This is a genomic window from Mahella australiensis 50-1 BON (assembly GCF_000213255.1).
GTDB lineage: Bacteria > Bacillota > Clostridia > Mahellales > Mahellaceae > Mahella > Mahella australiensis.
This window is the reverse complement of sequence record NC_015520.1, coordinates 1,989,342-2,014,099: the sequence shown is the minus strand read 5'-3', so window position 1 is coordinate 2,014,099 and position 24,758 is coordinate 1,989,342. Positions and strand designations below refer to the sequence as shown.

Annotated in this window: 30 protein-coding genes; 26 read left to right on the top strand and 4 right to left on the bottom strand. The window is 40.9% G+C overall.

The genetic code is table 11. The features are described from left to right. The first annotated feature begins 45 nt into the window (after nt 1-45). From rplM to MAHAU_RS09385, 10 genes are all read left to right on the top strand, one after another. On the top strand, nt 46-480 hold the full coding sequence (gene rplM, locus MAHAU_RS09430; RefSeq protein ID WP_013781498.1) for a 50S ribosomal protein L13: 435 nt from the start codon (nt 46-48) through the stop codon (nt 478-480). Nucleotides 481-495: 15 nt separating this feature from the next. Next, entirely contained in the window at nt 496-888 is a 393-nt protein-coding gene (gene rpsI, locus MAHAU_RS09425) for a 30S ribosomal protein S9 (RefSeq protein WP_013781497.1), read from the top strand. A gap of 204 nt (nt 889-1,092) precedes the next feature. Continuing rightward, nucleotides 1,093-1,572, top strand: coding sequence for a Na+/H+ antiporter subunit E (locus tag MAHAU_RS09420; protein WP_013781496.1), 480 nt, complete (start codon nt 1,093-1,095; stop codon nt 1,570-1,572). Between the two features lie 4 nt (nt 1,573-1,576). After that, entirely contained in the window at nt 1,577-1,837 is a 261-nt protein-coding gene (locus tag MAHAU_RS09415) for an MrpF/PhaF family protein (RefSeq protein WP_013781495.1), read from the top strand. After that, complete coding sequence (mnhG, locus tag MAHAU_RS09410; protein WP_013781494.1) at nt 1,837-2,136, top strand: monovalent cation/H(+) antiporter subunit G; 300 nt, start codon at nt 1,837-1,839, stop codon at nt 2,134-2,136. Before MAHAU_RS09415 ends, mnhG begins: the two co-directional genes overlap by 1 nt. A gap of 75 nt (nt 2,137-2,211) precedes the next feature. After that, nucleotides 2,212-2,766 (top strand): Na(+)/H(+) antiporter subunit B, encoded by a 555-nt coding sequence (locus MAHAU_RS15090; protein ID WP_013781493.1) that lies wholly within the window; start codon nt 2,212-2,214, stop codon nt 2,764-2,766. After that, a complete protein-coding gene (locus MAHAU_RS09400; RefSeq protein WP_013781492.1) occupies nt 2,747-3,025 on the top strand; it encodes a Na(+)/H(+) antiporter subunit B in 279 nt (92 codons plus the stop codon). The genes MAHAU_RS15090 and MAHAU_RS09400 overlap by 20 nt, the downstream gene beginning before the upstream one ends. Next, nucleotides 3,009-3,410, top strand: a complete 402-nt coding sequence (locus MAHAU_RS16160; RefSeq protein WP_425357399.1) for an MnhB domain-containing protein — start codon at nt 3,009-3,011, stop codon at nt 3,408-3,410. The genes MAHAU_RS09400 and MAHAU_RS16160 overlap by 17 nt, the downstream gene beginning before the upstream one ends. A gap of 4 nt (nt 3,411-3,414) precedes the next feature. Beyond that, entirely contained in the window at nt 3,415-3,762 is a 348-nt protein-coding gene (locus tag MAHAU_RS09390; RefSeq protein WP_013781490.1) for a sodium:proton antiporter, read from the top strand. Further along, a complete protein-coding gene (locus MAHAU_RS09385) occupies nt 3,759-5,366 on the top strand; it encodes a complex I subunit 5 family protein (RefSeq protein ID WP_013781489.1) in 1,608 nt (535 codons plus the stop codon). Before MAHAU_RS09390 ends, MAHAU_RS09385 begins: the two co-directional genes overlap by 4 nt. 32 nt (nt 5,367-5,398) lie before the next feature. On the opposite strand, the gene MAHAU_RS09380 is transcribed toward MAHAU_RS09385, so the two are convergent. Genes MAHAU_RS09380 through MAHAU_RS09370 form a run of 3 tightly spaced genes read right to left on the bottom strand, consistent with a single transcriptional unit; the run spans nt 5,399 to nt 7,690 of the window. Then, entirely contained in the window at nt 5,399-6,307 is a 909-nt protein-coding gene (locus MAHAU_RS09380; protein ID WP_013781488.1) for a radical SAM protein, read from the bottom strand. Nucleotides 6,308-6,310: 3 nt separating this feature from the next. Then, nucleotides 6,311-7,123 carry a TPM domain-containing protein gene (locus tag MAHAU_RS09375; RefSeq protein ID WP_013781487.1) on the bottom strand — a complete coding sequence of 271 codons (813 nt, stop codon included), beginning with the start codon at nt 7,121-7,123 and terminating at the stop codon, nt 6,311-6,313. Between the two features lie 12 nt (nt 7,124-7,135). Further along, a complete protein-coding gene (locus MAHAU_RS09370) occupies nt 7,136-7,690 on the bottom strand; it encodes a LemA family protein (protein WP_425357408.1) in 555 nt (184 codons plus the stop codon). Nucleotides 7,691-8,188: 498 nt separating this feature from the next. Here MAHAU_RS09370 and MAHAU_RS09365 point away from each other — a divergent pair, with 498 nt between their 5' ends. From MAHAU_RS09365 to rnr, 5 genes are all read left to right on the top strand, one after another. Then, entirely contained in the window at nt 8,189-8,599 is a 411-nt protein-coding gene (locus MAHAU_RS09365; RefSeq protein WP_041644052.1) for an RDD family protein, read from the top strand. After that, the gene (locus tag MAHAU_RS09360; RefSeq protein WP_049783357.1) at nt 8,557-9,561 is read left to right on the top strand and encodes a carbohydrate kinase family protein; all 1,005 of its coding nucleotides are present in this window, start codon (nt 8,557-8,559) and stop codon (nt 9,559-9,561) included. Before MAHAU_RS09365 ends, MAHAU_RS09360 begins: the two co-directional genes overlap by 43 nt. Nucleotides 9,562-9,625: 64 nt before the next feature. Beyond that, entirely contained in the window at nt 9,626-9,865 is a 240-nt protein-coding gene (gene secG / locus MAHAU_RS09355) for a preprotein translocase subunit SecG (protein ID WP_013781484.1), read from the top strand. A gap of 86 nt (nt 9,866-9,951) precedes the next feature. Next, nucleotides 9,952-10,500 (top strand): HDIG domain-containing metalloprotein, encoded by a 549-nt coding sequence (locus tag MAHAU_RS09350; RefSeq protein WP_013781483.1) that lies wholly within the window; start codon nt 9,952-9,954, stop codon nt 10,498-10,500. A gap of 11 nt (nt 10,501-10,511) precedes the next feature. Then, complete coding sequence (gene rnr / locus MAHAU_RS09345; RefSeq protein ID WP_013781482.1) at nt 10,512-12,632, top strand: ribonuclease R; 2,121 nt, start codon at nt 10,512-10,514, stop codon at nt 12,630-12,632. A gap of 34 nt (nt 12,633-12,666) precedes the next feature. Here rnr and MAHAU_RS09340 read toward each other — a convergent pair whose 3' ends face one another. Further along, entirely contained in the window at nt 12,667-12,882 is a 216-nt protein-coding gene (locus tag MAHAU_RS09340) for a hypothetical protein (RefSeq protein ID WP_013781481.1), read from the bottom strand. Between the two features lie 118 nt (nt 12,883-13,000). Here MAHAU_RS09340 and MAHAU_RS09335 point away from each other — a divergent pair, with 118 nt between their 5' ends. The 11 genes from MAHAU_RS09335 (at nt 13,001) to pfkA (ending at nt 24,748) form a co-directional block, all read left to right on the top strand. Continuing rightward, nucleotides 13,001-13,306, top strand: a complete 306-nt coding sequence (locus tag MAHAU_RS09335; protein ID WP_013781480.1) for a phasin family protein — start codon at nt 13,001-13,003, stop codon at nt 13,304-13,306. A gap of 72 nt (nt 13,307-13,378) precedes the next feature. Continuing rightward, nucleotides 13,379-15,052 carry a 2-polyprenylphenol 6-hydroxylase gene (ubiB, locus tag MAHAU_RS09330; protein WP_013781479.1) on the top strand — a complete coding sequence of 558 codons (1,674 nt, stop codon included), beginning with the start codon at nt 13,379-13,381 and terminating at the stop codon, nt 15,050-15,052. Nucleotides 15,053-15,135: 83 nt separating this feature from the next. Further along, entirely contained in the window at nt 15,136-15,924 is a 789-nt protein-coding gene (locus tag MAHAU_RS09325) for an S-methyl-5'-thioadenosine phosphorylase (protein WP_013781478.1), read from the top strand. A 23-nt stretch (nt 15,925-15,947) separates the two neighbouring features. Beyond that, on the top strand, nt 15,948-16,523 hold the full coding sequence (locus tag MAHAU_RS09320) for a class II aldolase/adducin family protein (protein WP_013781477.1): 576 nt from the start codon (nt 15,948-15,950) through the stop codon (nt 16,521-16,523). Continuing rightward, a complete protein-coding gene (mtnA, locus tag MAHAU_RS09315) occupies nt 16,524-17,555 on the top strand; it encodes an S-methyl-5-thioribose-1-phosphate isomerase (protein ID WP_013781476.1) in 1,032 nt (343 codons plus the stop codon). It begins immediately after the preceding gene. A 153-nt stretch (nt 17,556-17,708) separates the two neighbouring features. Next, the gene (rapZ, locus tag MAHAU_RS09310) at nt 17,709-18,569 is read left to right on the top strand and encodes an RNase adapter RapZ (RefSeq protein WP_041644536.1); all 861 of its coding nucleotides are present in this window, start codon (nt 17,709-17,711) and stop codon (nt 18,567-18,569) included. Nucleotides 18,570-18,573: 4 nt separating this feature from the next. After that, nucleotides 18,574-19,557, top strand: coding sequence for a DNA-binding protein WhiA (gene whiA, locus MAHAU_RS09305; protein WP_041644534.1), 984 nt, complete (start codon nt 18,574-18,576; stop codon nt 19,555-19,557). Further along, entirely contained in the window at nt 19,538-19,936 is a 399-nt protein-coding gene (locus MAHAU_RS15085) for an HPr family phosphocarrier protein (protein WP_013781473.1), read from the top strand. Before whiA ends, MAHAU_RS15085 begins: the two co-directional genes overlap by 20 nt. 3 nt (nt 19,937-19,939) lie before the next feature. Then, complete coding sequence (locus tag MAHAU_RS09295) at nt 19,940-23,422, top strand: DNA polymerase III subunit alpha (RefSeq protein WP_013781472.1); 3,483 nt, start codon at nt 19,940-19,942, stop codon at nt 23,420-23,422. Nucleotides 23,423-23,474: 52 nt separating this feature from the next. Continuing rightward, nucleotides 23,475-23,708: a trp RNA-binding attenuation protein MtrB gene (mtrB, locus tag MAHAU_RS09290; protein WP_013781471.1), complete on the top strand. Its 234-nt coding sequence runs from the start codon at nt 23,475-23,477 to the stop codon at nt 23,706-23,708. Between the two features lie 62 nt (nt 23,709-23,770). Continuing rightward, nucleotides 23,771-24,748 (top strand): 6-phosphofructokinase, encoded by a 978-nt coding sequence (gene pfkA / locus MAHAU_RS09285; RefSeq protein ID WP_013781470.1) that lies wholly within the window; start codon nt 23,771-23,773, stop codon nt 24,746-24,748. The last annotated feature ends 10 nt before the right edge of the window (nt 24,749-24,758 follow it).

Genomic DNA, 24,758 nt, shown 5'->3' with positions numbered 1-24,758 from the left:
ATTTTCGAATAAAGTAAAGACACAATCTTGCGAGGAGGGAAAGGATTGGATACATTTGTAGCAAAGCCCTATGAAATAGAGCGCAAATGGTATGTGATAGATGCTACAGGCAAGCCTTTAGGCCGTTTGGCCAGCGAAGTGGCTAAAATATTGCGCGGCAAAAATAAACCTATATACACCCCTCATGTGGATACAGGGGATTATGTAGTTATAATAAATGCGCAGAATGTAGTATTGACCGGTAAAAAATTGGATCAGAAGATGTATAGACATCACAGTTTGTATCCAGGTGGCATGAAAGAGACTCCGTACCGTAAGTTTTTGGCACAAAGGCCGGAGAAAGCCATCTATGAGGCTGTAGAGGGTATGCTGCCGCACAATAGCTTGGGACGTCATATGATAAAGAAGTTGAAGATTTATAAAGGCGCTGAGCATAAACATGAGGCCCAGCAACCTGAAGTTTTGGAATTGAATATATAAAGAGGAGGGTAATTCTTGGCAGTACATTATTATGCTACTGGAAGGCGAAAAACCTCAGTAGCCAGAGTGAGATTAATACCAGGTGGTAAGGGTAATATCACCGTGAATGGCAAAAATGCCGATGAATACTTCAATATAGAAACTTTAAGAATACAGGTTCGTCAACCACTGGAACTGACGAATATGGCCGACAAATTCGATGTGGTGGTGAAAGTAAGCGGTGGTGGCTTTACAGGTCAGGCAGGAGCGGTACGCCATGGTATAGCTCGTGCGCTGCAATTAGTGGATCCAGAGCTGCGTGAGCCGCTTAAGAAGGCGGGCATGCTTACTCGGGATCCAAGAATGAAAGAACGCAAAAAGTATGGCTTGAAGGCTGCCAGACGTGCGCCTCAGTTCTCAAAGAGATAGTTTTATATTGCGAGAGGATTTCTTTATCAATTACCTATCCGTTAACGGATAGGTAATTGAATTTGATCAAAATGTATATAGGAAGAATACTGGGAGAGTGAGCTCATCGGCTAGGATATGAAATTGTGGTGGGAAGAAAAAGCTATATATTCATCTTCATTGAGAAAGCCTTTTCTATGCCTGGATGGGAGGTTCTGTGTATTTATGAGAAGATTTTTGTATTACAGAAGGATAATCTTAATACTTCTGGTATTTTGGGTGATTTTGGTTGAAGAAATTAGTTTTAAGCAAATTTTAGCGGGAATGATTGTGGGTGTATTAACCATTATCTTTACTAATAATTATTTGCTTCTGGGGGATTATGAGCATTTTTACAGCTTAAAACTATGGACGGTTGTCAAATTTATAACCTATCTTATGCTTGAAATTTATCGGGCAGGCATTATTTCTATTTATCGTATTATTAAAAATGAAACAAATGTATATATAATAGATATGGAAACTAAATTAGAACGAGATTTTACGATAGGTATATTGGCCAATTCAATTACGTTAACACCTGGAACAGTAACTCTTGATAAAAATGGGAAAAAACTTAAAGTGCTTTGCTTAGGGAACTCTAGAAATCAAAATTTACATGATGTTACTAAATTAAAATTCGAAGATATTTTATCAGAGGCATAAATAAATGGATTTTCAACAATATTTGATTATCATCATTGCTGTTTTTATGGTAGGTGGTATTATAAGAACTATATTAGGTCCAACTATATGGGATAGAATGCTTGGGATGAATTTGATTTCGTCAAAGATTATAATGGCAATAGTTGTCTTTGCACTTATATTAGACAAATCCTATTTGCTTGACATTGCAATAGCATATACGCTTATAGGATTTATAGGAATGGTATTACTTGCTAGGTTTATAGAAAGACGAGGAGATCTTTGATGCAATTATTGGGAAATGTGTTGATTGTTATAGGTTTAATTTTTATTTTTTTTGGCGTTTACGGGATCCTTAGATTTAAAAATTTTTATTCTCGTATCCTTATTACATCAAAAGTGGATACAGTGGGATTTATTACTTTGATGATAGGAATAATGATTAAAGCAGGGATGAGTTTCTTTAGTCTGAAAGTACTTTTTATTATAATTCTAGCTATTATAACAAATCCTATTTCTACTCATGCTATAGCTAGATCGGCATATATAAGTGGTTATAGAGTAAATGATCATTACGATGAGTGAATTGAAAAATGATTATTATTACAATAATCATTGCGTGGCAATATATTTGCGAAATATAGAAAGGTAAGAAACCATATGTTGGAGAATATATTTCTCTTGCTAATGTTGGTACTTGCGTTAATTACGGTTCAGACATCAAAGATAAGAAGAGCGATAGTTTATATGGGTACTTTTTCTCTTATAAGCTCCTTTGTTTATATATATTACGGCGCTCCTGACGTTGCTATGGCCGAGGCTGTCATTGGGAGTGCATTAGCGACAATATTATTTTTGGTCGCCTTAAAGAAATATAAAGTCTTTACCATATGTGTTGTTCATGCGGAAGATAAGAATTTTAATGATAGTTATGTAGGTAACAGCAAAATTCAAATATTAAATGATATTGAGGACTTTTTGGCAGAACGCGAATTAGAACCCCAGGCGGTTTATACAACCGAGAAAATAGATAATATTTTAAATGCACATAATTACGATATGGTGATTAATCAAAAAGGCGATTCTATAATAATATATGGGAATTTAGAGAATTATCAATTCGAAGAATTAGAAAACTTTTTAAATAGTAATAGATATAATCATTTAAATCTATCCATTATAAGGATGCGAGGATATGAAGACAATGATACGTAAATTGCCTTTAATACTTGTGTGTGGAACTTTTGCAGTATTGATAATAATTTCATATTGCAGCAATATGGAAACTATAGATAAGCCGGTATATGATTATTATCTGGAATCCTTTCAAAGTGATACGGGAGCGTCAAATGCCGTCACAGCTATTTATCTCAATTATAGGATTTTTGATACTATATTTGAAGCTTTATTGTTACTATTAAGCGTTATTGCAGTAATACATTTATCATGGGAGAGGGATGACGATGAGTTCTAATTCTGAAATTATAACAAGGATGGTTGGTTTATTATACCCTTTCATTATTGTATTCGGTATATACGTAATAGTTAACGGTCATTTGACTCCCGGTGGAGGATTCCAAGGCGGAGCGATCATTGCATCGGTTTTTATCAGCCGTTATATAGCCTTTCCTGCAGACGATTTTCGCATTGAATCATTGCAACTTATAGAAAAGATATTGTTTATATGTATAATTTTATTTCCTATATTAGTTCTCTTTCAACAATGGTATGTTAATGATTATTTGCATAATTATATCAATCTAATATATTTAATATCTATGAATATCTTCATAGGATTGAAAGTTAGCTGTGGCTTGACTATAATATTTTTGAGATTTATATTTCACGAAGGTAGGTAAAATTTTGGGATATATAAATGGCGAAATAGCTGGCATTATTATATTTTTCATAGGCTTTGCCGGTCTACTGTCGAGGAAAAATATTCTTAAAACTATAATATGTGTGGAGATTATGGAATCAGCTATAATATTATATTTTATATCTTCCGCCTTTGTTGAGGGGAGCGTACCGCCAATAGTTCCCTTTGACGCCGATAAAGTGGCGGACCCATTACCTCAGGCGCTGATGATAACCGAAATCGTTATCGGTATAGCTGTTTCTGCAGTGGCGTTGACTATGTTTATTCATATGTATCATAAATATGGAACGACAAATTGGCAAAAGGCCATGAAAAAAAGGAGAAATAAATGATACCTTTATTTTTTCTTATATTGGCACCTATTCTTGTGGGAATGATATTTTATCTATTTTTTAAACCGAGACATAGATTTATAATCCCTATATTTCAGTGCTTTATCCTAGCGATGGCCATTATTAATTTCTTGCATGTAAAGCAACATAATACTTATATGGAAACATTGGGTGGCTGGAGTCACGGTATTGGAATAACATTAAAGCTGGATCCAATATCGGGGGTTATGGTTGTTTTAACTGCTACATTATTCTTGGCCATGGTTATTTTTGATTATAGAGAAACTTACATGAATAATTTATTTATATTTTTATTTTTATCATTAGAGGGCATGATGATTGGTATATTTGTTTCTAACGATTTGTTTAATGTTTTCGTTATGATAGAAGTTTCGACTATAATCGTGAGTATTCTGATAATGTTTAAAAAAGATAGTCGTGCCATATATGACGGCATGTTATATATGATGATAAATGTTGTTGCGATGCTGTTCTTTTTATTTGGAGTAGGGATGTTATATAAAACTTTTGGAGTATTGGATTTAACCTTAATCCAACAACGAATGGCATTTATACATAATTCTCAAAGCTTGATTTTACCCTATGCTTTTATAATGACGGCTATAGCCCTAAAAACAGCATTAATGCCGCTTTTTAGCTGGTTGCCCAAAGCTCATGGAACGCCTAGCGCTCCATCGATAGTTTCTGCTATTTTATCTGGACTATATGTAAAAAATGGGGTTTATTTATTTATCAGAATGCAAAAAGTTTTTGAAACTCATATTAATACTATGGATTTTTTCTTGCTAATTGGTTTTCTGACGGCGATTATCGGAGTCGTATTGGCCATCTCCCAGAAAGATATAAAGTTAATTTTGGCTTATAGTACCGTTTCACAAATAGGTCTCATAATGATGGGCATTAATATGGGTAATATCCAGGCGTATTGGGGGGCGATTTATCATATTATAAATCATGCTATATTTAAATCTACGCTTTTCTTAACAGCAGGTATTATAACTGAAACATACGGAACGAGAAACTTATATAAAATCCGAGGTTTATTCAAAAGCATGCCGGCAGTATCAATAGCTATGATAATGGCCATAATGGGAATAATTGGGACACCGTTTTTTAATGGAAGTATATCGAAGTATTGGATTTCTTACGGCGCCCAGGGATCTTTGGCTGAGTTCGGTATTGTATTAATAAATCTTGGTACTATTATTTCTTTTGTAAGGTATTCAACTATGGTTTTTGGTGATGGTGAGACGGGGAGGATAAACATGGGCCTTAATAGGAAATTTATTGTTTTAGCAATGGGGTTTGCGTGTTTGGGAGGGGGAATTTTAGGAAATGAGTTGATGAGGTTTTTATTCGATCAATATATGGTAATAACTCCAGGGTCTTACATAAATAAAATCATGATTTTCCTAACTAGCCTTCTGATAGGATTCTTAGCATATCATTTGGTGATAAAAAAATCTAACATTTTATCCCGAGTAAGAGAATTGGAACTCGATTTTAACAGTATGTGTTTTTCTATCATAAGCTTTTTTTTGCTTATTTTGATATATCTGAAATATGCGGGGGTAGTCGTCTAATTTCAGATTCGCTTAAGCATAAACGCTATTATCTATAGCCCGCTTAAATCAAAATCGGGCGTATATGTGCTTTTAGCCGAAGAACGCTCTTGGACATAGCCGTTTTCCAATCCTATATCGAAGAAATAATCTATAATATCCTCGTATTGACGTCGACTTATACGTCGGTTTAACCTCTCATGTTCTTTGGCCTTATACATAGGCGTATATTGTGCCATTAGGCTTACATAAACCTCTATAGGGAGATTGTTTCTTATCCATAACAGTATCTGTTTGGAATCCTCGATCAATCCAGGGAGCATAAGATGCCGTATTACGAGACCTCTTTTTATTATACCCTCGTCGTCAAATTGAGGCGAGCCGACTTGTTGATGCATTTCCATTATAGCGGCCGTAGCATGTTCAAAATAATGCGGTGCTTTTGAATATTTTACAGCATACTCGTCGCTGAAGTATTTCAAATCCGGCAAATATACATCGATTAAGCCATCCATACAATGTAATGCATCTATTGATTCATAAGCATTAGAATTATATAACACCGGTATTGCCAAACCATGTTCTTTAGCTTTTATTAAAGCTTCTGCTATTTGCGGCATAAACGATGTTGGTGAAACCAGATTTATGTTATGGGCACCTCGTTGTTGTTGCATTATGAATAGCTTAGCCAGCTCGTCTATGCTTATCTCTTTGCCGAAATCATTTTGGCTTATATCATAATTCTGGCAAAAAAGGCAGCTCAAATTGCAATGGGAAAAGAATACCGTACCAGACCCTCTGGTGCCGCTTATACATGGCTCTTCCCACCGGTGCAGCGAGGCTAATGCTATTTTAGGCAATGCACCGGCACGGCATATGCCGCATTGGCCGTCCAAACGGTTTATGCGGCACTGTCGCGGACATAGACGGCAGTCGCTCAGCCATTTAGTAAAGTCATTCATGCGTTACCTACTCGCACCTCCGCCGCCGGATGAGCCACTGCCAAATCCGCCGCTACCGAAGCCCCCGCCACTACTACCAAAACCACCGCCACCAAAGCCGCCGCCCCCGAATGGTGGCCCGCCCCAGCGGTTGTAACGGCCGCGTCGCCCCCCGCCGCTTTTGATGTTAAAGAAAATAAATGCTATGGCGATCAATATAAATATTACACCGCTCCATGAAGCGTCATTTGAATCTTGCTCTTCAGCGCTTGTATCAACGCTTATGGGTGTATAGCCGTCAATGCTGTTCAAATCTATGTCATATTCCTCGGCTACACGCGTTGCTATAGCCATATAACCGTCTGTTATGCCTGTGGAATATGCCTTCTGATTCCATTGCGGGAGCACATACTCGTCCAATATACGTCCGGCTACACTGTCCGGTATGGCACCTTCCAGACCATAACCTACCTCTATGCGCACTTTCCCGGATTGATTATCCATAAGGCGCTGTTTATTTACCAGCAGCAAAACGCCGTTGTTTTTCTCTTTATCGCCTATACCCCAGTTGCGGAACAACTCCAGTGCATAATCTTCTATGGGGTAATCTCCCATGTTATCTACGGTCACTACTATTATTTGCGCATCGGATGCATTGTCTATAGCAGCACCCAACTCGTTGATGCGCTGCTCGTCTTCGGCATCGATGAGATCGGCATAGTCATATACATACGCGAACTCGGATGGCTTGGGTGGTATAGGAGGCGTTGCTGATACTGCAATAGGTATCAGCATAAAAGCCAAAAAGCACACCCATATGCGTTTAAAAATTACCATTGACTTTCCCTCTTATTCGGAAAAATCCACCTGGGGAGCTTTTTGAGCCCCCTCTTCGGCCTGGAAATATTCTTTCTGCTCAAAGCCGAATAGGCCTGCTATTATATTGGTAGGGAAACGACGTATAGCAGCATTGTATTGCTGGGCGGCATTATTATAATCGCGACGGGATACTGCTATGCGATTCTCTGTACCGGCTAACTCATCTTGCAGCGCTATAAAATTTTGATTGGCTTTAAGCTCTGGATAGTTTTCCGCTATGGCAAGTAATCTTCCTAAAGCGCTGTTTAATGCCTGATCGGCTTGGGCTGCTTCACCTGCCGTTTGAGCGGCCAAGAGGCTTTCTCTGGCCTGATTTACACTGTCAAATACAGCCTGTTCATGGGCCGCATATCCTTTGACTGTTTCCACAAGATTGGGTATTAAATCAGCTCGCCGCTGCAGCATATTATCAACCTGGCTCCAGTTGCTATTTACGTTTTCTTCCATGTTGACCAGATTATTATAGCTGCTTATCAATACAATAGCCAATATCAATATTACAGCTATTATGACAATCCATGTTATAGTTGAACGTTTCAAAGTTTTATTTCCTCTCCTTCGATAAATTTGCAATTATTGTCGGGTTATACATCAATAATCTATGTCTATTATACAGTATAAACTATGCATGGTACAAGCAAAACAAGAACATGGAATGGCCTTCGATTCGTAATATATAACTGAAACGGATGATACAAAGCGATGCAAATGATATAAAGCCGGAGAACGCCTTGAAATATTGCGTAGGCGTACTCAATGAGTGCAGCGCAGAGCAAGCGTAGGTCGGGCATGGACGCCCGACCAGGCGGCATTGAGCATGGACGCGAATTGCCGGCGTTAGCTTGCTCAAGCGAAAGGAATTGTAAGTACGCCAGCAATATTTCATGAGCGTGCGTAGGATTTATATCCTTGCATCGCTGAATTTGTTATATTACGAATCGCAGATGGAATGGTGTTTTTGCTTGTGTTTATTGTGAGCAATTGATATAATTATATTAGATTATTGATTAGGGGGTATGAGTTATGTATAAAAAAGCGGATAATGTGCGCAGGGCCTTTGCCTTTATAATCGATGTGGCAATAACCTATTTGGTGGCCTTAATACCGTTTATAGGTGGCGTTATTGGTTTTTTCTACATGCTTTTAAGAGACGGTCTGTTAGACGGGCAAAGTATTGGCAAAAAGTTGCTTGACATTAAAGTGGTGACTGACCATGGTGCCGTTACATATGGCGATTCTGTTAAAAGAAATATAATCTTCGCCATACCAAGCCTGTTTATGATCATACCGATTATAGGACAGATTATAGGCGGTATCATTGGAGTAATAATATATGTGGTTGAGATCGTTAAGGCTATGAATGATGCCGAAGGGAAGCGCTATGGTGATGTATGGGCAGGGACCAAGGTGGTAGAGGTGCAAAAAGCATCGTGAGCAAAGCTGCAACGGTTTATACTATAGGTGAAGCGCTTATAGATTTTATACCGGATGAAAGAGGTGTGCCGCTTAAGCAGGTTAGTATGTTTCAAAGGGCACCTGGTGGAGCTCCAGCAAATGTTGCTTGTGCGGTAAGCAGGCTTGGAGGTACCAGCGCTTTTATAGGCAAGCTTGGTGCTGATGCTTTTGGAGATTTTCTTCTGGATACGCTAAATAGTGCTGGCGTTAATACAAACTATATAAGTAGAACGAATCAAGCCAATACTGCACTCGCTTTTGTAAGTCTCAAGGCCGATGGGAATAGGGAATTCATGTTTTATAGGAATCCGAGCGCTGATATGTTATTATCCGGAGATGAAATTGATAGCGAATGGTTCTCAGGAAAAGATATACTTCATTTCGGTTCCGTTGACCTTATAGAAGCTCCTGTTAAGTATGCACATATAAAAGCGATAAATAGCATTAAATCAAAAGACGGCCTGGTAAGCTTTGATCCTAATGTAAGGCTTGCTTTATGGGATGATGCGCAACGGTGCAGAGAAACTATAAACGATTTTATACCATATGCGGATATTTTAAAGATAAGCGATGAGGAGCTTGAATTTATAACAGGTATAGCCGAAGAGCCAAAGGCCATAGCGTCTTTATTTGTAGGTGATGTAAAGGTTGTAGCGTATACTAAAGGTGCTCAGGGTGCCGAGCTTTATACAAAAGATTTTAATATATCCGTGCCCGCCCGAAAGGTAGAGGTCGTCGATACTACCGGTGCCGGGGATGCCTTTACGGGGGCGTTTTTGTATAAGCTATTGCATAATTTGGAGGGCTTATGCTCTATAAACAAAGATGCGGCGTATGAGATGCTAGATTTTGCTAACAAGGCCGCTTCTATAAGCGTTATGCGGAAAGGCGCAATAAGCTCGATCCCGACGCTGGATGAAATAATAAGTTGCATTGGTTGATTAGATGAGTTATAATTATCATCGTTATTGATCGAGAGTATTGATGAAAGGACGATATAGTGAGATGGATATATTAAAGAATGTTCTTATGGCGTTGTATATAATCGCCAGTATTGTTTTAATCGTTGTCGTTTTGATGCAGTCGGGCAAGACGGCTGGTTTATCGGGCAGTATCGCAGGTGGAGCCGAAACATTCTTTGGCAAAAACAAGGCACGTACTTATGATGCAAAATTAAAGCGCCTGACCAAGTATGCTGCTGTAGTTTTTATAGTGCTGTCGCTTGTATTGGTATTGCTACAATAGCGATTCATAAGGTAAGATATGAAAGCCCGGCGAATAGAATAACGCCGGGCTAATTTTATATAATACTTAGAAAGGGTGTGTCGAATTTGACGAGACAAGAGGCTTTAGAACTGGTACAACAGCACATTAAAGAAGAAAATCTTTTAAAACATGTGTTGGCGACCGAGGCTATAATGAAGGCACTGGCTAAAAAGCTGGGACAGGATGAGGAAAAATGGGGCTTGGTTGGTCTGTTACATGATATAGATTATGAAGAAGTGGATCAGGACCCGGCCAGGCATGGTATAGTAGGCGCCGATCTTTTGGAAGGCATAGGCATGGATGCTGATATAGTGCATGCTGTTAAGGCTCATAATGAATACCATGGTATAGATAGGGTAACACTAATGGACAAGGCACTGTATGCAGCTGATCCTATGACTGGTTTTATAACGGCTGTATCCTTAGTATTACCTAGCAAGAACGTAGCTGACGTAACCGTGAAACAGGTAAAGAAAAAATTGAAAGATAAAGCTTTTGCCCGAGGTGCCAGCAGGGAGCAGATAAACAGCTGCGATCAATTGGGCATTACTTTGGATGAATTTATAGAGATATCGTTGGATGCTATGCGACAAATGGTCAACATAAATGCATGAGGAGGTGAATAATGAACATAAAAGAAAAACTATTAGAGATTATGGGCCAATCCGATTATACGCCCAAGACGGCAGTTCAATTAATGGATATTATGGGAATAGAGAGGGCAGACAAAAAAAGCTTTCTATCTGTGCTGGATGCTATGGAGAGAGAAGGCTCTATAGTAAGGACCAAAACTAAAAAATACGGTTTGCCCAAGAGATTGGGATATGTTACCGGAAGGTTTCAAGCTAATGCTAAGGGATTTGGGTTTATAATACCGGATGATGGTAGTCAGAAAGACGTATATGTATCAGCTGATGATATAAACGGTGCCATGAATGGCGACCGCGTAATGGCTAAAATACTGTTCAGCGATGGCGATCGCTCGCGCGAAGGACAAATAGTACAAATCCTTGAAAGAGCCAACGAGAGAATAGTAGGCACTATAGAAAAAAGCCAGCATTTTGCAGTTCTGGTTCCAGATGATCCGAGGTTGCATACGACTGTCCTCATACCAGACGATGCATTGAATGGGGCTCAAGATGGCTATAAAGTGGTGATACAGGTGACGAGGTGGCCGCGTGGACGCATTGGGGCTGAAGGGCGAGTTATAGAGGTTCTCGGTCACAAGGATGATGTCGGTACAGATATTTTATCTATAATACGTCAATATGAATTGCCAGAAGAATTTCCTCAGGAAGTGATGGAGGAAGCCGCTTCTGTGCCGCAAGCTGTCTCCCAAAAGGACATGCATGGCAGGGAGGATTTACGAGATCTTCATATAGTTACTATAGATGGAGAAGATGCAAAAGATCTAGATGATGCCGTATCCATATCATTGTTGCCAAATGGCCACTTCTTGCTCGGTGTTCATATAGCGGATGTCAGCCATTATGTAAAGGAGGGCAGCGCGCTCGATAAAGAGGCGTTATCCAGAGGATGCAGCGTGTACCCTGTAGACCGCGTCATACCTATGCTTCCACCGGCTTTGTCCAACGGTATATGCAGCCTTAATCCGCGTGTGGATCGCTTAACGCTTTCTGTATTTATGGAAATAGATAGTAAGGGCAATGTGGTCGAACATAGGTTTACCACCAGCGTTATTAAAACTTGCGAACGGATGACGTATACTGATGTGACAAAGCTGCTTACTGAGCCGGACGATGGGTTAATGGACAGATATGGTTATCTCATTGATGATTTTAAGCTAATGGAACAATTACGAGGCATATTGAGGCAGCGGCGTCGGGAAAGGGGAAGCATAGATTTCGATATAGATGAGGCTCAAATAAAACTGGATTTAAGCGGTAAACCTACTGATGTCTTGCTACACTCGCGTGGTATAGCCGATGAGATAATAGAAGAATTTATGCTGGTGTGCAACGAAACGGTGGCTGAGCACATGTTTTGGACGCAAGTGCCTTTTATCTATCGAGTTCATGAAGAGCCCGATCCGGAAAAGATACTGGCTTTTAACGATTTTATACACAATCTAGGTTATCATTTAAAGGGCATAGGAGGCAAAATACATCCCAAAGCGCTCCAAGACCTTTTAAATGAGGTGAAAGGCACCGAGGAGGAAGCGGTAGTTAACAGCGTGTTATTGCGATCGTTGCAAAGAGCGAGATATGATACTGAAAATATAGGGCACTTTGGATTGGCCGCACGTTATTATACGCATTTTACATCGCCTATAAGGCGGTATCCGGACCTGATGATCCATCGTATAATAAAGGATATGTTGTATGGCAGGCTCACACCTAAACGTGTGGAACATCTTGCTCAAGTATTACCGTCCATAGCTCAACAATCATCGCAGAGGGAAAGGGTGGCACAGCAGGTTGAGTGGGATACTGAGGATTTAAAGAAAGCCGAATATATGATGGACAAAATAGGCCAAACCTTTGATGGTATTATATCCGGTATCACCCATTACGGCATGTATGTGCAGTTGGAAAACACCATAGAGGGTCTTATACATGTAAGCGCCTTAGATGATGACTATTATGTATATAATGAAAAACACTACTGTTTTATAGGAGAGCATACCAGAAAGATATATCGTTTAGGCGATAAAGTCAGGGTAAAGGTAGCCAAGGTGGATCTTTCAACGCGCAATATAGACTTTGTCATGGACGAAGGGGAATAAGGCGCCTAAGCTTCAGACGCCCTTATTTCATCTTTTACTCTTCTTTTTTGTAATTTTGTACATCACCTTGTCGTTTATCTTTGCCGCTGGTTTTTTCAGCTACTTCGGATAGATATTGAGCCCGTTCTTTACTGCCCTCTAAGCCTGTCCAGTGGTTGAAATTAGCTATAAATTCTCCATATGCGCTTTTATCTAGCAAAGCATCTTCTAATTCATCGTCCTTTTTGATTTTATAAGTTTTTTTAGACATACTAACACCTCCTGACTATAATATTTCCACAAGATTTAAATAAAAATCTAATCAAACGCAGAAAGATATGGTATAATAGCATTAGTTACAATAAAAAAATAAGGGAGGCACAATAGCTATGAAAGATAAACTAAAAAAAGCATTTTTAATCGGCATAGGTGCTATGGCGGCTACAGGAGAGAAGATAGACGAGTTGGTGGACGAGCTGGTAGCTAAAGGGGATGTTACTGCTGAAGAGGGCAAGAAGATACTCGATGAGTATAAGGAGAAGGTTAAGGCTAATCAGCAGGATATGAGCAATAAGGTCAAAGAGGAATTGAGCAAAATGCTGGATAAGATGAACCTGGCTACAAAAAAGGATTTAGAGGAAATAAAAGTAAGATTGGACGCTATAGAGCGTAAATTGAACGATGGTCCTCAATAAAGGCCTTTAGATGGATTAAATGGGGCTGTAATCGCCCCTTTTTTCTTTATTAAATAAGGGGTGTTGTTTAGGATGAAAAATCCGCTGGAAAAACGATACATGCATTGGCGGCGCTATGCAGAAGTAGTCAATGTGCTGTTTAAGTATGGCTTTGGTTTCATAGCCGATAGGATAGGTATAACCAGTATATTGTTCAATATACGAAATCGCGTTAAAGGTACTAAGATAAGCACTTTGTCCGGACCGCAAAGAGTTCGCCTTATGTTGGAAGAAATGGGTCCCCTTTTCATGAAGCTTGGGCAAATCCTCAGTGTAAGGCCGGATCTGATACCTGAAGAGTACATACGGGAATTAAGCAAACTCCAGGATGCAGGTCCGGAATTGCTGTTTGATGTGATAAAAACGGCTATAGAAAAAGAGATCGGTTCATCGATAGAGAATATTTTCGCATATATAGATCCTCAACCTATAGCGGCAGCTTCTATAGCACAGGTACATAAGGGGATACTTAAGGATGACAGCGAGGTTATAATAAAAATACAGCGTCCGGACATAGATGACATAGTGGAGGCTGATTTGGCGATATTAAAAGAAATAGCCGGATTAATGGAGGCTAGGATGCCTGAAAGCAGGCGTTATCAGCCTATGGGTATAGTAAACGAATTATCGCGTTCGATACGCCGCGAACTGGATTTCGTAAGAGAAGGCATGAACATAGATCATTTTAGACGTAATTTTGAAGGGTACACCGAAATATATGTGCCTAAAGTGTATTGGGAGTATACCACAAAGCACATGCTCGTAATGGAATATATAGATGGTGTGAAAGTAAATGAAATAGAAAAGATAGATGCTATGGGTTTAGATCGCAAAACTATAGCCGAAAATGGTGCCAGAGCCATTATGAAACAGATATTTGAAGACGGTTTTTTTCATGCCGATCCTCACCCGGGAAATATATTTATAATACGCGATGGCCGTATAGCATTTATAGATTTTGGGATGATGGGCAGATTAACAAAAGAGGATCAGGAGCATGTGGTGGATCTTATATCAGCGGTAATCAATAGGGACGTAAATGGCATAATAGAAGCTTTTTTTAATATAGGAGTGCTATCCAAAGACGTGGATCTGCGCGGGTTTTATATAGATGTTACGGAATTGTTAGAAAAGTACTATGAAAAAACATTGGCCGAGATAAATATGGGTGAATTGATAAATGAAACCGTAAGTATGGCGTTCCGATATGGCATAAGCTTGCCGTCGCAATTTACCCTGTTGGATAAATCATTGATGACCATAGAAGGTGTAGCAAAGCAATTATACCCTGAAGTGAACGTATTTGAATTAGCCAGGCCTTTTGTAACCAATATGATGCGCAAAAGGCACTTTTCGAAGGAGGCTGTTAAGGAACGTCTGGATGAAATATACGATAGCGCAGATTCTTTATTCAAGATATCGCCTGTAGCTTTGGATGTATTGAACAAGCTATCCAAAGGAGAAGCCGAAGTGAAATTTCAACTGGAAGGATTGGATAAGGCGGTATCGCGCTTTAACCGTATGGTAAACAGGCTTATAAATGCATTGATCATCTCTGCTGTCATAATAGGTTCAGCCGTTATTGTGGGAGTAGAGGGCAGCAGCATCTATGTTCCTTTATCCACTATAGGCACCGTAGGGTTTATAGTGGCCGGGATAGCTGGTATATGGCTGCTGATTGATATATTGCGTTCCGGACATATGTGATAGCTATTGTATATGCTGCAGTTTTTGCTATAATAGAAGAATAGGACGAGTTTATGCAGATTTAGAAAGGATATGATTGCGATATGGAACCTAAAGCGGATATAGGCGTATTTGGCGGTTCGGGTTTCTATACATTTTTAGATAACGTTGAGGAAGTGGAGCTCGATACGCCTTATGGGCGCCCCAGCGATGCCATAGCTATAGCAGAGGTGAATGGCAAAAAGGTGGCGTTTTTGCCGAGACACGGCAAAGACCATCGTTATCCGCCACATATGATACCGTACAGAGCTAACTTATACGCTATGAAACAATTGGGTGTTAAGCAGATCATAGCGCCTACGGCTTCAGGCAGTCTGCAGCCCGATATAAAACCGGGCGATTTCGTGGTATGCGATCAATTTGTGGATAGGACATGGGGAAGGAAGGATACCTATTATGACGGTCCGGTAACTCGGCATATAAGCTCGGCGGACCCATATTGTCCACAATTGCGCCTACTAGCGATAGATGTGGCGAAAGAGATGGGCATAACGGTACATGAGGCGGGTACCATAGTTATAATACAAGGTCCTCGTTTTTCCACTAGAGCGGAGAGTCAGTGGTTTCATAAGATGGATTGGCATGTTATAAATATGACTCAATATCCTGAATGCATGTTGGCCAGAGAACTCGGTATATGTTATGTAAATATATCGCTTATAACCGACTATGATGCCGGTTTAGAGGGCCGCGATGATATAAAACCGGTGACCGAGCAGGAGGTTCTGCGCGTATTTGATCAAAACAATGATAAGGTAAAACAACTTATATATAATATGATAGAGCGCATGGACATAAGCGTTCATTGCAGCTGCCATGATGCTGCACAATAGAAAGGAATGTTATATTTAATATTATGAAAAAAACTGCTCCTAACAGTACTATTATACACATATGCCAGAAGTTGAACCAACGTAACCTTATTACCGCATATGGCGGCAATGTGAGCATGCGTATTGGCAACAAGGTTATTATAACTCCGACGAAATTCGCATTGGCCGAATTGGGAGAGGATGACCTTGTGGTTATAGACATGGACGGTAATGTGCTTTTTGGCGTGCATAAGCCATCGTCTGAGACTCATCTTCACCTTGAGATATACAAGGCTAGGGAGGATGTAAACGGTATAGTGCATACGCATCCTGCAGCTACTACTGCATTCGCCTATACGGGAGAACCGATAATACCTATTAATCCGGAAAGCATGCAGTATCTTTCTAACATGATAACGGTGCCTTATTATCCGTTTGGCAGCGCTGAATTGGCTAATGCGGCGGGGCAGGCGGCGATGAATGCCCATGCCCTTATATTGGAGCGCCATGGTATAGTGGCTTTGGGTGAGGACCTATATGCCGCTTATAACCTTACAGAGCTGGTAGAGCAAACGGCTCTTATGAACCTTTATTTGAGAATACTCAAAGGCGGTGTATAAATGACGAATACGCTGGAATGGACTGGTAGCAGTCTGAAGCTTATAGATCAAACTGTACTGCCATTGAAAGAGAGAATAATAGAATGCCGCAGTTATGAAGATGTGGCTGATGCCATAAAAACCATGAAGGTCCGCGGGGCGCCAGCTATAGGCGTTACGGCGGCGTACGGCATGGTGTTAGGCGCTATGGGGATAGAAACAGCCGATGCCAGCGCTTTTATGCAACGCCTCAATTATATAGCAGATGTTATAAAATCTACCAGGCCCACGGCCGTTAACCTGTTTTGGGCTGTGGACAAAATTCTTACAGTGGCTCAGCAGGCTTCTAAAACTAGCTCTGTTGAGATTATAAAAGAGGCCATGCAGCGAGAAGCAGATCAAATGGCCAAAGATGATATAGAAGCCAACAAAGCTATGGGAGAATTTGGGCAGGTTTTGTTAAATGACGGCGATAGCGTGCTTACGCATTGCAATGCCGGTGCTCTTGCTACGGTGGGTTACGGTACAGCGTTAGGGGTTATCCGCGCGGCGGTAGCTCATGGCAAAAAGATATCGGTTTATGCTGATGAGACGAGGCCGTTCCTACAAGGAGCGCGCTTGACGGCGTGGGAATTAGCCAGAGATGGCATAGATGTAACGGTTATAGCCGATAATATGGCGGGATACCTCATGAGAAACGGCAAAATAGATAAAGTAATAGTAGGGGCTGACAGAATAGCTGTCAATGGGGATACTGCCAATAAGATAGGTACTTACAGCGTGGCGGTCTTAGCGCACCATCATCAAATACCATTTTATGTAGCTGCCCCTGTGTCTACGATAGACAAGACCTTGCCTGATGGCAGTTATATACCTATAGAGCAAAGGGATCCCAAGGAAATGATATATGTCAACGGCGTGCAGATAATGCCGGATGATGTAAAGGTTATCAATCCAGCATTTGATGTTACTCCACATGATTATATTTCAGCTATAATAACGGAAAAAGGCATTTTATATCCACCTTATAATATAATGAATATCGATGCTTAACCCCTAATTCATAAATTTAAACGGTATCCACAGTATATTAACTAGAGATTAATAGTTATCAGGGCTATAGGATAGCAGAGCAGTAACTGGTAAACAAGTGCTATATCATTGATGGTGAGCGATATACTAAATGCATTTGAAGGGATGTATGATATGAGATTTGTAATAGTTACAGGTTTATCAGGGGCAGGAAAGAGCCAAACACTTCATTTTATGGAAGATTTCGGTTTTTTCTGCGTGGATAATTTGCCACCATTGTTGATCCCAAAATTTGCAGAATTGTGTTTTCAATCCAGAGGTAATATAGATAAAATAGCAGTGGTTACCGATATACGTGGAGGCCAATTCTTCAATGATATGGCCGAATGCTTATCAGTGCTGAAACAACAGGGTTACCCGTATGAAATATTATTCCTGGAAGCCTCGGATCAGGTACTAATAAAACGCTTTAAAGAAACCAGACGCCGCCACCCACTAGCCAGTGAGGGAAGAGTGGCTTATGCTATAGCCGAAGAGCGGAGTCGCCTTCAATATATAAAAGAGAAGGCTACTTATATAATAGATACCAGCGATCTATTGCCCAAACAGCTTAAAGAACAACTGCATCATCTGTTTGTTGAGAACGAGCGATACGAAGGTATGACAATATCTCTAATATCCTTCGGGTATAAGTATGGACTTCCTTTGGATGCCGACCTTGTATTTGACGTAAGATTTTTACCGAATCCGTTTTATGTGCCTAGTCTTAAGGAGCATACAGGTTTGGAGGAAAGCGTGCGCGAATATGTACTCAAACAGCCGGAAACTCCTATTTTTATATCCAAGTTAAAGGATTTGTTGAGTTTCTTGATACCTGGTTATATAAAAGAAGGCAAAAACGAGCTGGTTATAGCTGTAGGATGTACCGGAGGCATGCACCGCTCGGTGACTATAGCAGAGGTTATAAAGGAATATTTGATGGCTCAAGGATATAAAGTAATGGTAGAACATAGAGATATAAATGAGAGAAGGTGAGCCATTGTCTTTTTCCCATAACGTTAAAGATGAACTTTGTCGACAAAAGATAAAAAACGCCTGCTGCCAAAGGGCTGAGATAGCGGCTTTTTTACAAACAATAGGAATTGTAAACATAAAAGGGAATAATAATATAAGTATTAAATTTCATACTGAAAATGCAGCTATAGCGCGTCGAATATATGAATTGATAAAAAGCCTTTATGATATAGTACCTGAACTTACCGTATATCGCAATGAGCGCTTTCAAAAAGCGCACGGTTATACTTTAACCGTTACCGATAGTGCCGATGCTACTCATATTATGAGAGATACCGGTGTGCTGTACGATGATGCGCAGGCGAATAATATTTTAAATTATAATATAGATCAGGATGTGGTAAAAAAACGCTGTTGCAAAAAATCATATCTGCGTGCGGCATTTTTGGGTATAGGTTCGATAACGGACCCTGAAAAAGACTATCATTTGGAATTGGTAGCCGGCGACGAGACGTATGCTCGAAGTCTGGTCGAACTGATACACCATTTTGGTATAAATGCTAAATATATTGAACGCAAGAACAGTTATGTGATATATTTAAAAGAAAGCGAGCAAATAATTCGCTTTCTAAATATAATTCGTGCTACAAATTCATTGTTGGAGATAGAAAATGTAAAGGTATATAAAGATATGCGTAATAATATAAACAGGCTGGTCAATTGTGAGACTGCGAATTTGACTAAAACTGTCGATGCTGCTTGGCGGCAGGTTAGCGATATACAATATATAAAGGATACGGTCGGATTAAACATTTTGCCGCAGCAATTAAAACAGCTGGCGCAATTGCGTATGGAGTATACAGAAGCCAGCCTAAAAGAACTGGGCGAAATGTTAGATCCTCCGCTAAGTAAATCGGGCGTTAATCATAGGTTGAAGAAGATAGAGCAGCTGGCGGAAGATTTAAAGGCGAGGAAAGGAGCGGTACAGAATGATACAAGAAAAGGTTAAGGTTACCAACGGAATCGGTCTTCAATCCAGAGCTGCGGCCACGTTTGTTCAAATAGCCAACAAATTCAGAGCCCATGTATGGCTGGAGATCAATAATAAAAAGGTAGATGGTAAAAGCATACTAGGATTAATGGCTATGGGCGTTTATGATGGTAGTATAGTGAAGATTACGGTATCAGGCGATGACGAACAAGAGGCTTTTAAGCATTTGGTGGATTTTCTGCGCATGCCTTTTGATGCATCGATGTATGCTAAGATGCTGGAAGCCATGCCCAATCATAATGATCCGGAAGAAATGGAGCGTTGGCGTAAAGAACACCCGCAAGCCCTTCAGGATCAAGGCAAACATACAAATGAAGAGACGGCGCTGGGTGAGTGATGTATGCCTAAATTTAGCCATTTGCATGTGCATACAGAATATAGCTTGTTAGATGGCGCAGGGCGTGTAAAAGATCTGATAAACCGATGCCGAGAGCTAGGTATGGACAGCATAGCTATTACTGACCATGGCAACATGTACGGTGTGGTTCATTTTTATAAAGAGGCTAGTGCAGTAGGTATAAAGCCGATTATCGGTTGTGAAGTATATGTTGCTCCACGGTCTTTGTTCGATAAACAGCCTCATATAGATGATTCATATGCGCATTTGACGTTATTAGCTAAGGATAATGACGGCTATAAGAACCTTATAAAACTGGTATCGGCGGGGTTTATAGACGGGTTTTATTACAAGCCGAGGGTGGATATGCAGTTGCTGCAGCAATATCATGAAGGGCTTATAGCTTTAAGCGGCTGCCTTGCTGGGAACATACCTATGCTTATACTCGAGCAGCGCTATGAAGAAGCCGAACAAATGGCGTTGAAGTTTAACGATATATTTGGCGATGGTAATTTTTATCTTGAACTGCAGGATCACGGCATAGAGGATGAGCAGCGTGTGCTTCAGGAGCTGATAAGGATATCGCGGCGTACCGGCATCCCGCCGGTAGCGACTAACGATGTCCATTATGTGGACAAGGCTGATGCCGATGCTCACGACGTCCTATTGTGCATACAAACTGGTAAGACTATAGATACCCCTGATAGAATGCGTTTTCAAACAGATCAATTTTATCTTAAGTCGCCATTGGAAATGTATGAATCCTTTGATTATATACCGGAGGCTATAACCAACAGTATTGCAATAGCTGATCGCTGTAATGTAACCTTTGACTTTAGCAAGCGTTATTTACCAAAGTACGATGTACCATCGGGTTTTACATCAGAACAGTATCTTAGGCAATTATGTGAAACGGGAATTAAACGGCGTTACAGCGACATAACGCCGCAGATAAGGGATAGGCTGGAGTATGAATTGAGCGTTATATGCCAGATGGGATATGTCGACTATTTCCTCATAGTATGGGATTTTGTTAAATATGCAAAGGACAATGGCATAATGGTGGGTCCAGGTCGGGGCAGTGGCGTAGGCAGCCTTGTGGCATATGCATTGAATATAACAAATGTGGACCCGCTGCAGTTCGGCCTGCTTTTTGAACGCTTGCTCAATCCTGAACGGGTTAGCATGCCGGATATAGATGTCGACTTCTGTTTCGAGCGTCGCCAGGAGGTTATAGATTATGTATTTCATAAGTATGGTTATGACCGCGTGGCACAGATAATCACATTCGGAACCATGGCAGCTCGGGCGGCTATACGCGATGTAGGGCGTGCCCTTAATATGAGTTATGCCGAAGTAGATGCTGTAGCCAAGATGGTACCGTTTCAATTGGGCATGACCATTGATAAAGCTTTGAGCATAAGCGGCGAATTGCGCGAGGCATATCAGGATGCGCGAGTAAAGCGCCTGATAGATACGGCTAAAGCCTTGGAAGGTTTACCGCGACATGCTTCGACGCATGCTGCAGGAGTAGTTATATCAGAAAAGCCATTGACGGAATATGTACCCCTTCAGCGCAATGATGATGTGATAACCACACAGTTTACCATGGGAACGCTGGAAGAATTAGGCCTGCTTAAGATGGACTTTCTGGGCTTGAGAACGCTGACGGTTATAAGGGATGCTGTGGATATGGTACGATCCAACAGGCATATCGATGTAGATTTGGATAGCTTGTCGTTTGATGATGCCGCAGTGTATGATATGATAGGTCGGGGCGATACCGATGGCGTGTTCCAGTTGGAAAGCGCGGGAATGAAACAATTCATGAAGGAGTTAAAGCCATCTTGCCTTGAGGATATAATCGCGGGCATATCGTTATACAGGCCGGGGCCTATGGAACAAATACCGAGATACTTGGCAGGCAAAAAAGATCCTCAGCACATATCGTATACGCATCCGTGCCTTCGTCCCATTTTAGAGGTGACCTACGGGTGTATGGTTTATCAGGAGCAGGTTATGCAGATAGTTAGGGATATTGCCGGTTATTCCATGGGTAGAGCTGATCTTGTACGCCGAGCTATGGCCAAAAAGAAAGCTGACGTAATGGAAAAAGAGCGCCAAAGCTTCATATATGGCGTAGTAGATGAGGAGGGCAATATAGTAGTGCCCGGCGCGGTGCGCAAAGGCATAGATGAAGTCAGCGCCAGTGCGATTTTCGATGAGATGGAGGAATTTGCTAATTATGCCTTTAACAAGTGCCATGCTGCTGCCTATGCAGTTATAGCGTACCAAACAGCATGGCTTAAGTGCCACTACCCTATTGAATTTATGGCAGCTATGATGAACAGCTTTATGGATAATACCGATAAAATAGCTTATTATATACAAGCAGCCAAGCGCATAGGCATAAGAATATTGCCTCCGGACATAAATCATAGTAATGCCAAATTCAGCGTTGAGAGCGATACAATAAGATTTGGACTGGCCGCCGTAAAAAACGTAGGCAAAGATGCTATAAATGCTATAATAAATGCTAGAGAAAGCCAGGGCTTATTTACTAGCTTCACCGATATGTGCCGTAAAATCGACATGCATGCTATAAATAAAAAGATGATGGAAAGTCTTATAAAATGCGGAGCGTTCGATTCATTGGGCATAAAGCGCTCTGCTCTGTTGAAGGTTTACGAGCGTATTATTGAAAGTACGTTGCGCAATAAAAAGGAGAATCTGGATGGTCAGGTATCGATTTTCGATAAGGCTGCAACGCGACAAGTCTCAAGTGAAAGCGATGAATTGCCTGATATACCCGAATATCCTGTTAAAGATATACTGGCGATGGAAAAAGAAACGTTGGGCATATATGTTAGTGGTCATCCCCTTGCAGAGCACAGCGATGTCCTGGAAAGCTGCTGCACCGCTAACACGGCGCATATAAAGGCATTGAAAATAGATGAGAACGATGAAGATATTTTAGAAGATGGGGTATCGGTCAAAGATGGCGATAGTGTGGTAATGGGCGGTATAATAAGTGCTATAAAGACCAAAACTACAAAAAACGATAGCTTAATGGCTTTTATGACGCTGGAAGACCTTTACGGGGCTATAGAGGTGTTAGTCTTCCCTACAGTGTACAACCGTTATTTGTCCATGCTGAAACCGGATAACATTGTGCTGATACGCGGTCGTATAAGCGCGCGCGAAGGCGAAGAGCCGAAACTTATATGCGATGAAGTCAATCCTTTACCGCAATCGAGTAAAGCCCATCGTCTTTATCTTATTATAGGTAAAGGAAAGAATGTGAGTATGGCAGAGGATATAAAGCCGTTGCTAGAATGCTACAGCGGCAAAGTACCCGTTTATTTGTATGATGAAGCATCTAAGCATCGGTTTATGGCTGATAAGAAACTTTGGATAGAACTTACGCCGGAGCTGCTAAACAGGCTTGAAGAGCTTCTGGGCCGTGAGTGTGTAAAAGTGATATAATGTTGGCCGTGTTTTAACAACACGTATTTGAGAATTAAGGAGGACTTAAAAAATGGAACAGGATAAATTGGATGAAATATTGGGAGATTATATATGCATTAAAGCATTAGAAGACAGCGTAACCGTTATAGGTTTGACTAGAGGGCGAGATACGAAATTTCATCATACCGAGAAACTGGATAAGGGAGAGGTAATGATAGCCCAATTTACTGAGAATACCGCTGCCATAAAAATCAGAGGCAAAGCCACAATACTTACGAAAATGGGCGAGCTTAGCAGCGACTGATGCTTGACGTAATAAGAAATTTTAGTTAAACTTAGACATGATATTATAAAGTGGAGGTACATATGAAGACAATAGGCGTTTTAACCAGCGGTGGAGATGCGCCAGGCATGAATGCGGCTATAAGGGCTGTAGTGCGTACCGGCGCATACAACGATATGAGGACTTTAGGTATAATAAGGGGATTTAACGGCCTTATTCACGATGAGATTCAAGAGTTGGATATATCAGCCGTGGGCGATATATTGCATAGGGGTGGCACCATCTTAAAGACCGCTCGCAGCGAAGAATTTAAAACCGAAGCCGGTATGCAAAAGGCGATGGAAATTATAAAGAAATATGGAATAGAGGGTATCGTGGTAATAGGAGGCGACGGTTCATTCAGAGGAGCCAGAGATTTGAGCCGACTGGGCGTGCCTACCATAGGGTTACCGGGAACTATAGACAATGACATAGCTTGTACGGATTATACTATAGGCTTCAGCACCGCTATTAATACCGTGATCGATGCCATAAATAAACTGAGGGATACTGCTTCCTCACATGACCGAATAAGCATTGTAGAAGTGATGGGCCGTAATGCCGGTGATATAGCTCTTTATTCCGGTATAGCCGGCGGAGCCGAGAGCATTATAGTTCCCGAGCTGCCGTTTGAGACAGATGAGATATGCAGGCGCATAATACAAGGCAGAAACAGGGGCAAACAACATAGCATCATCGTATTGGCTGAAGGGGTGGTATTAAACAAAGAAATAAGCGGTACTATCGAGCTGGGTAAGGAAATAGAGGCTAAAACAGGTTTGGAAGTTAAAGTAACCATATTAGGCCATATACAACGCGGTGGTAGTCCTACGGCTTTCGATAGAATACTGGCCAGCCGCATGGGTGCCAGAGCAGTAGAATTGTTGAAGCAGGGTATAGGCAATCGAGTAGTGGGTATAAGAAATAATCATATAGTGGACGTTGAAGTAGAAGAAGCTTTGACTATGAAACGCTCATTTAATCAGGATCTATATCGATTAGCGCAGATCCTGTCAATGTAGACTGGGAGGC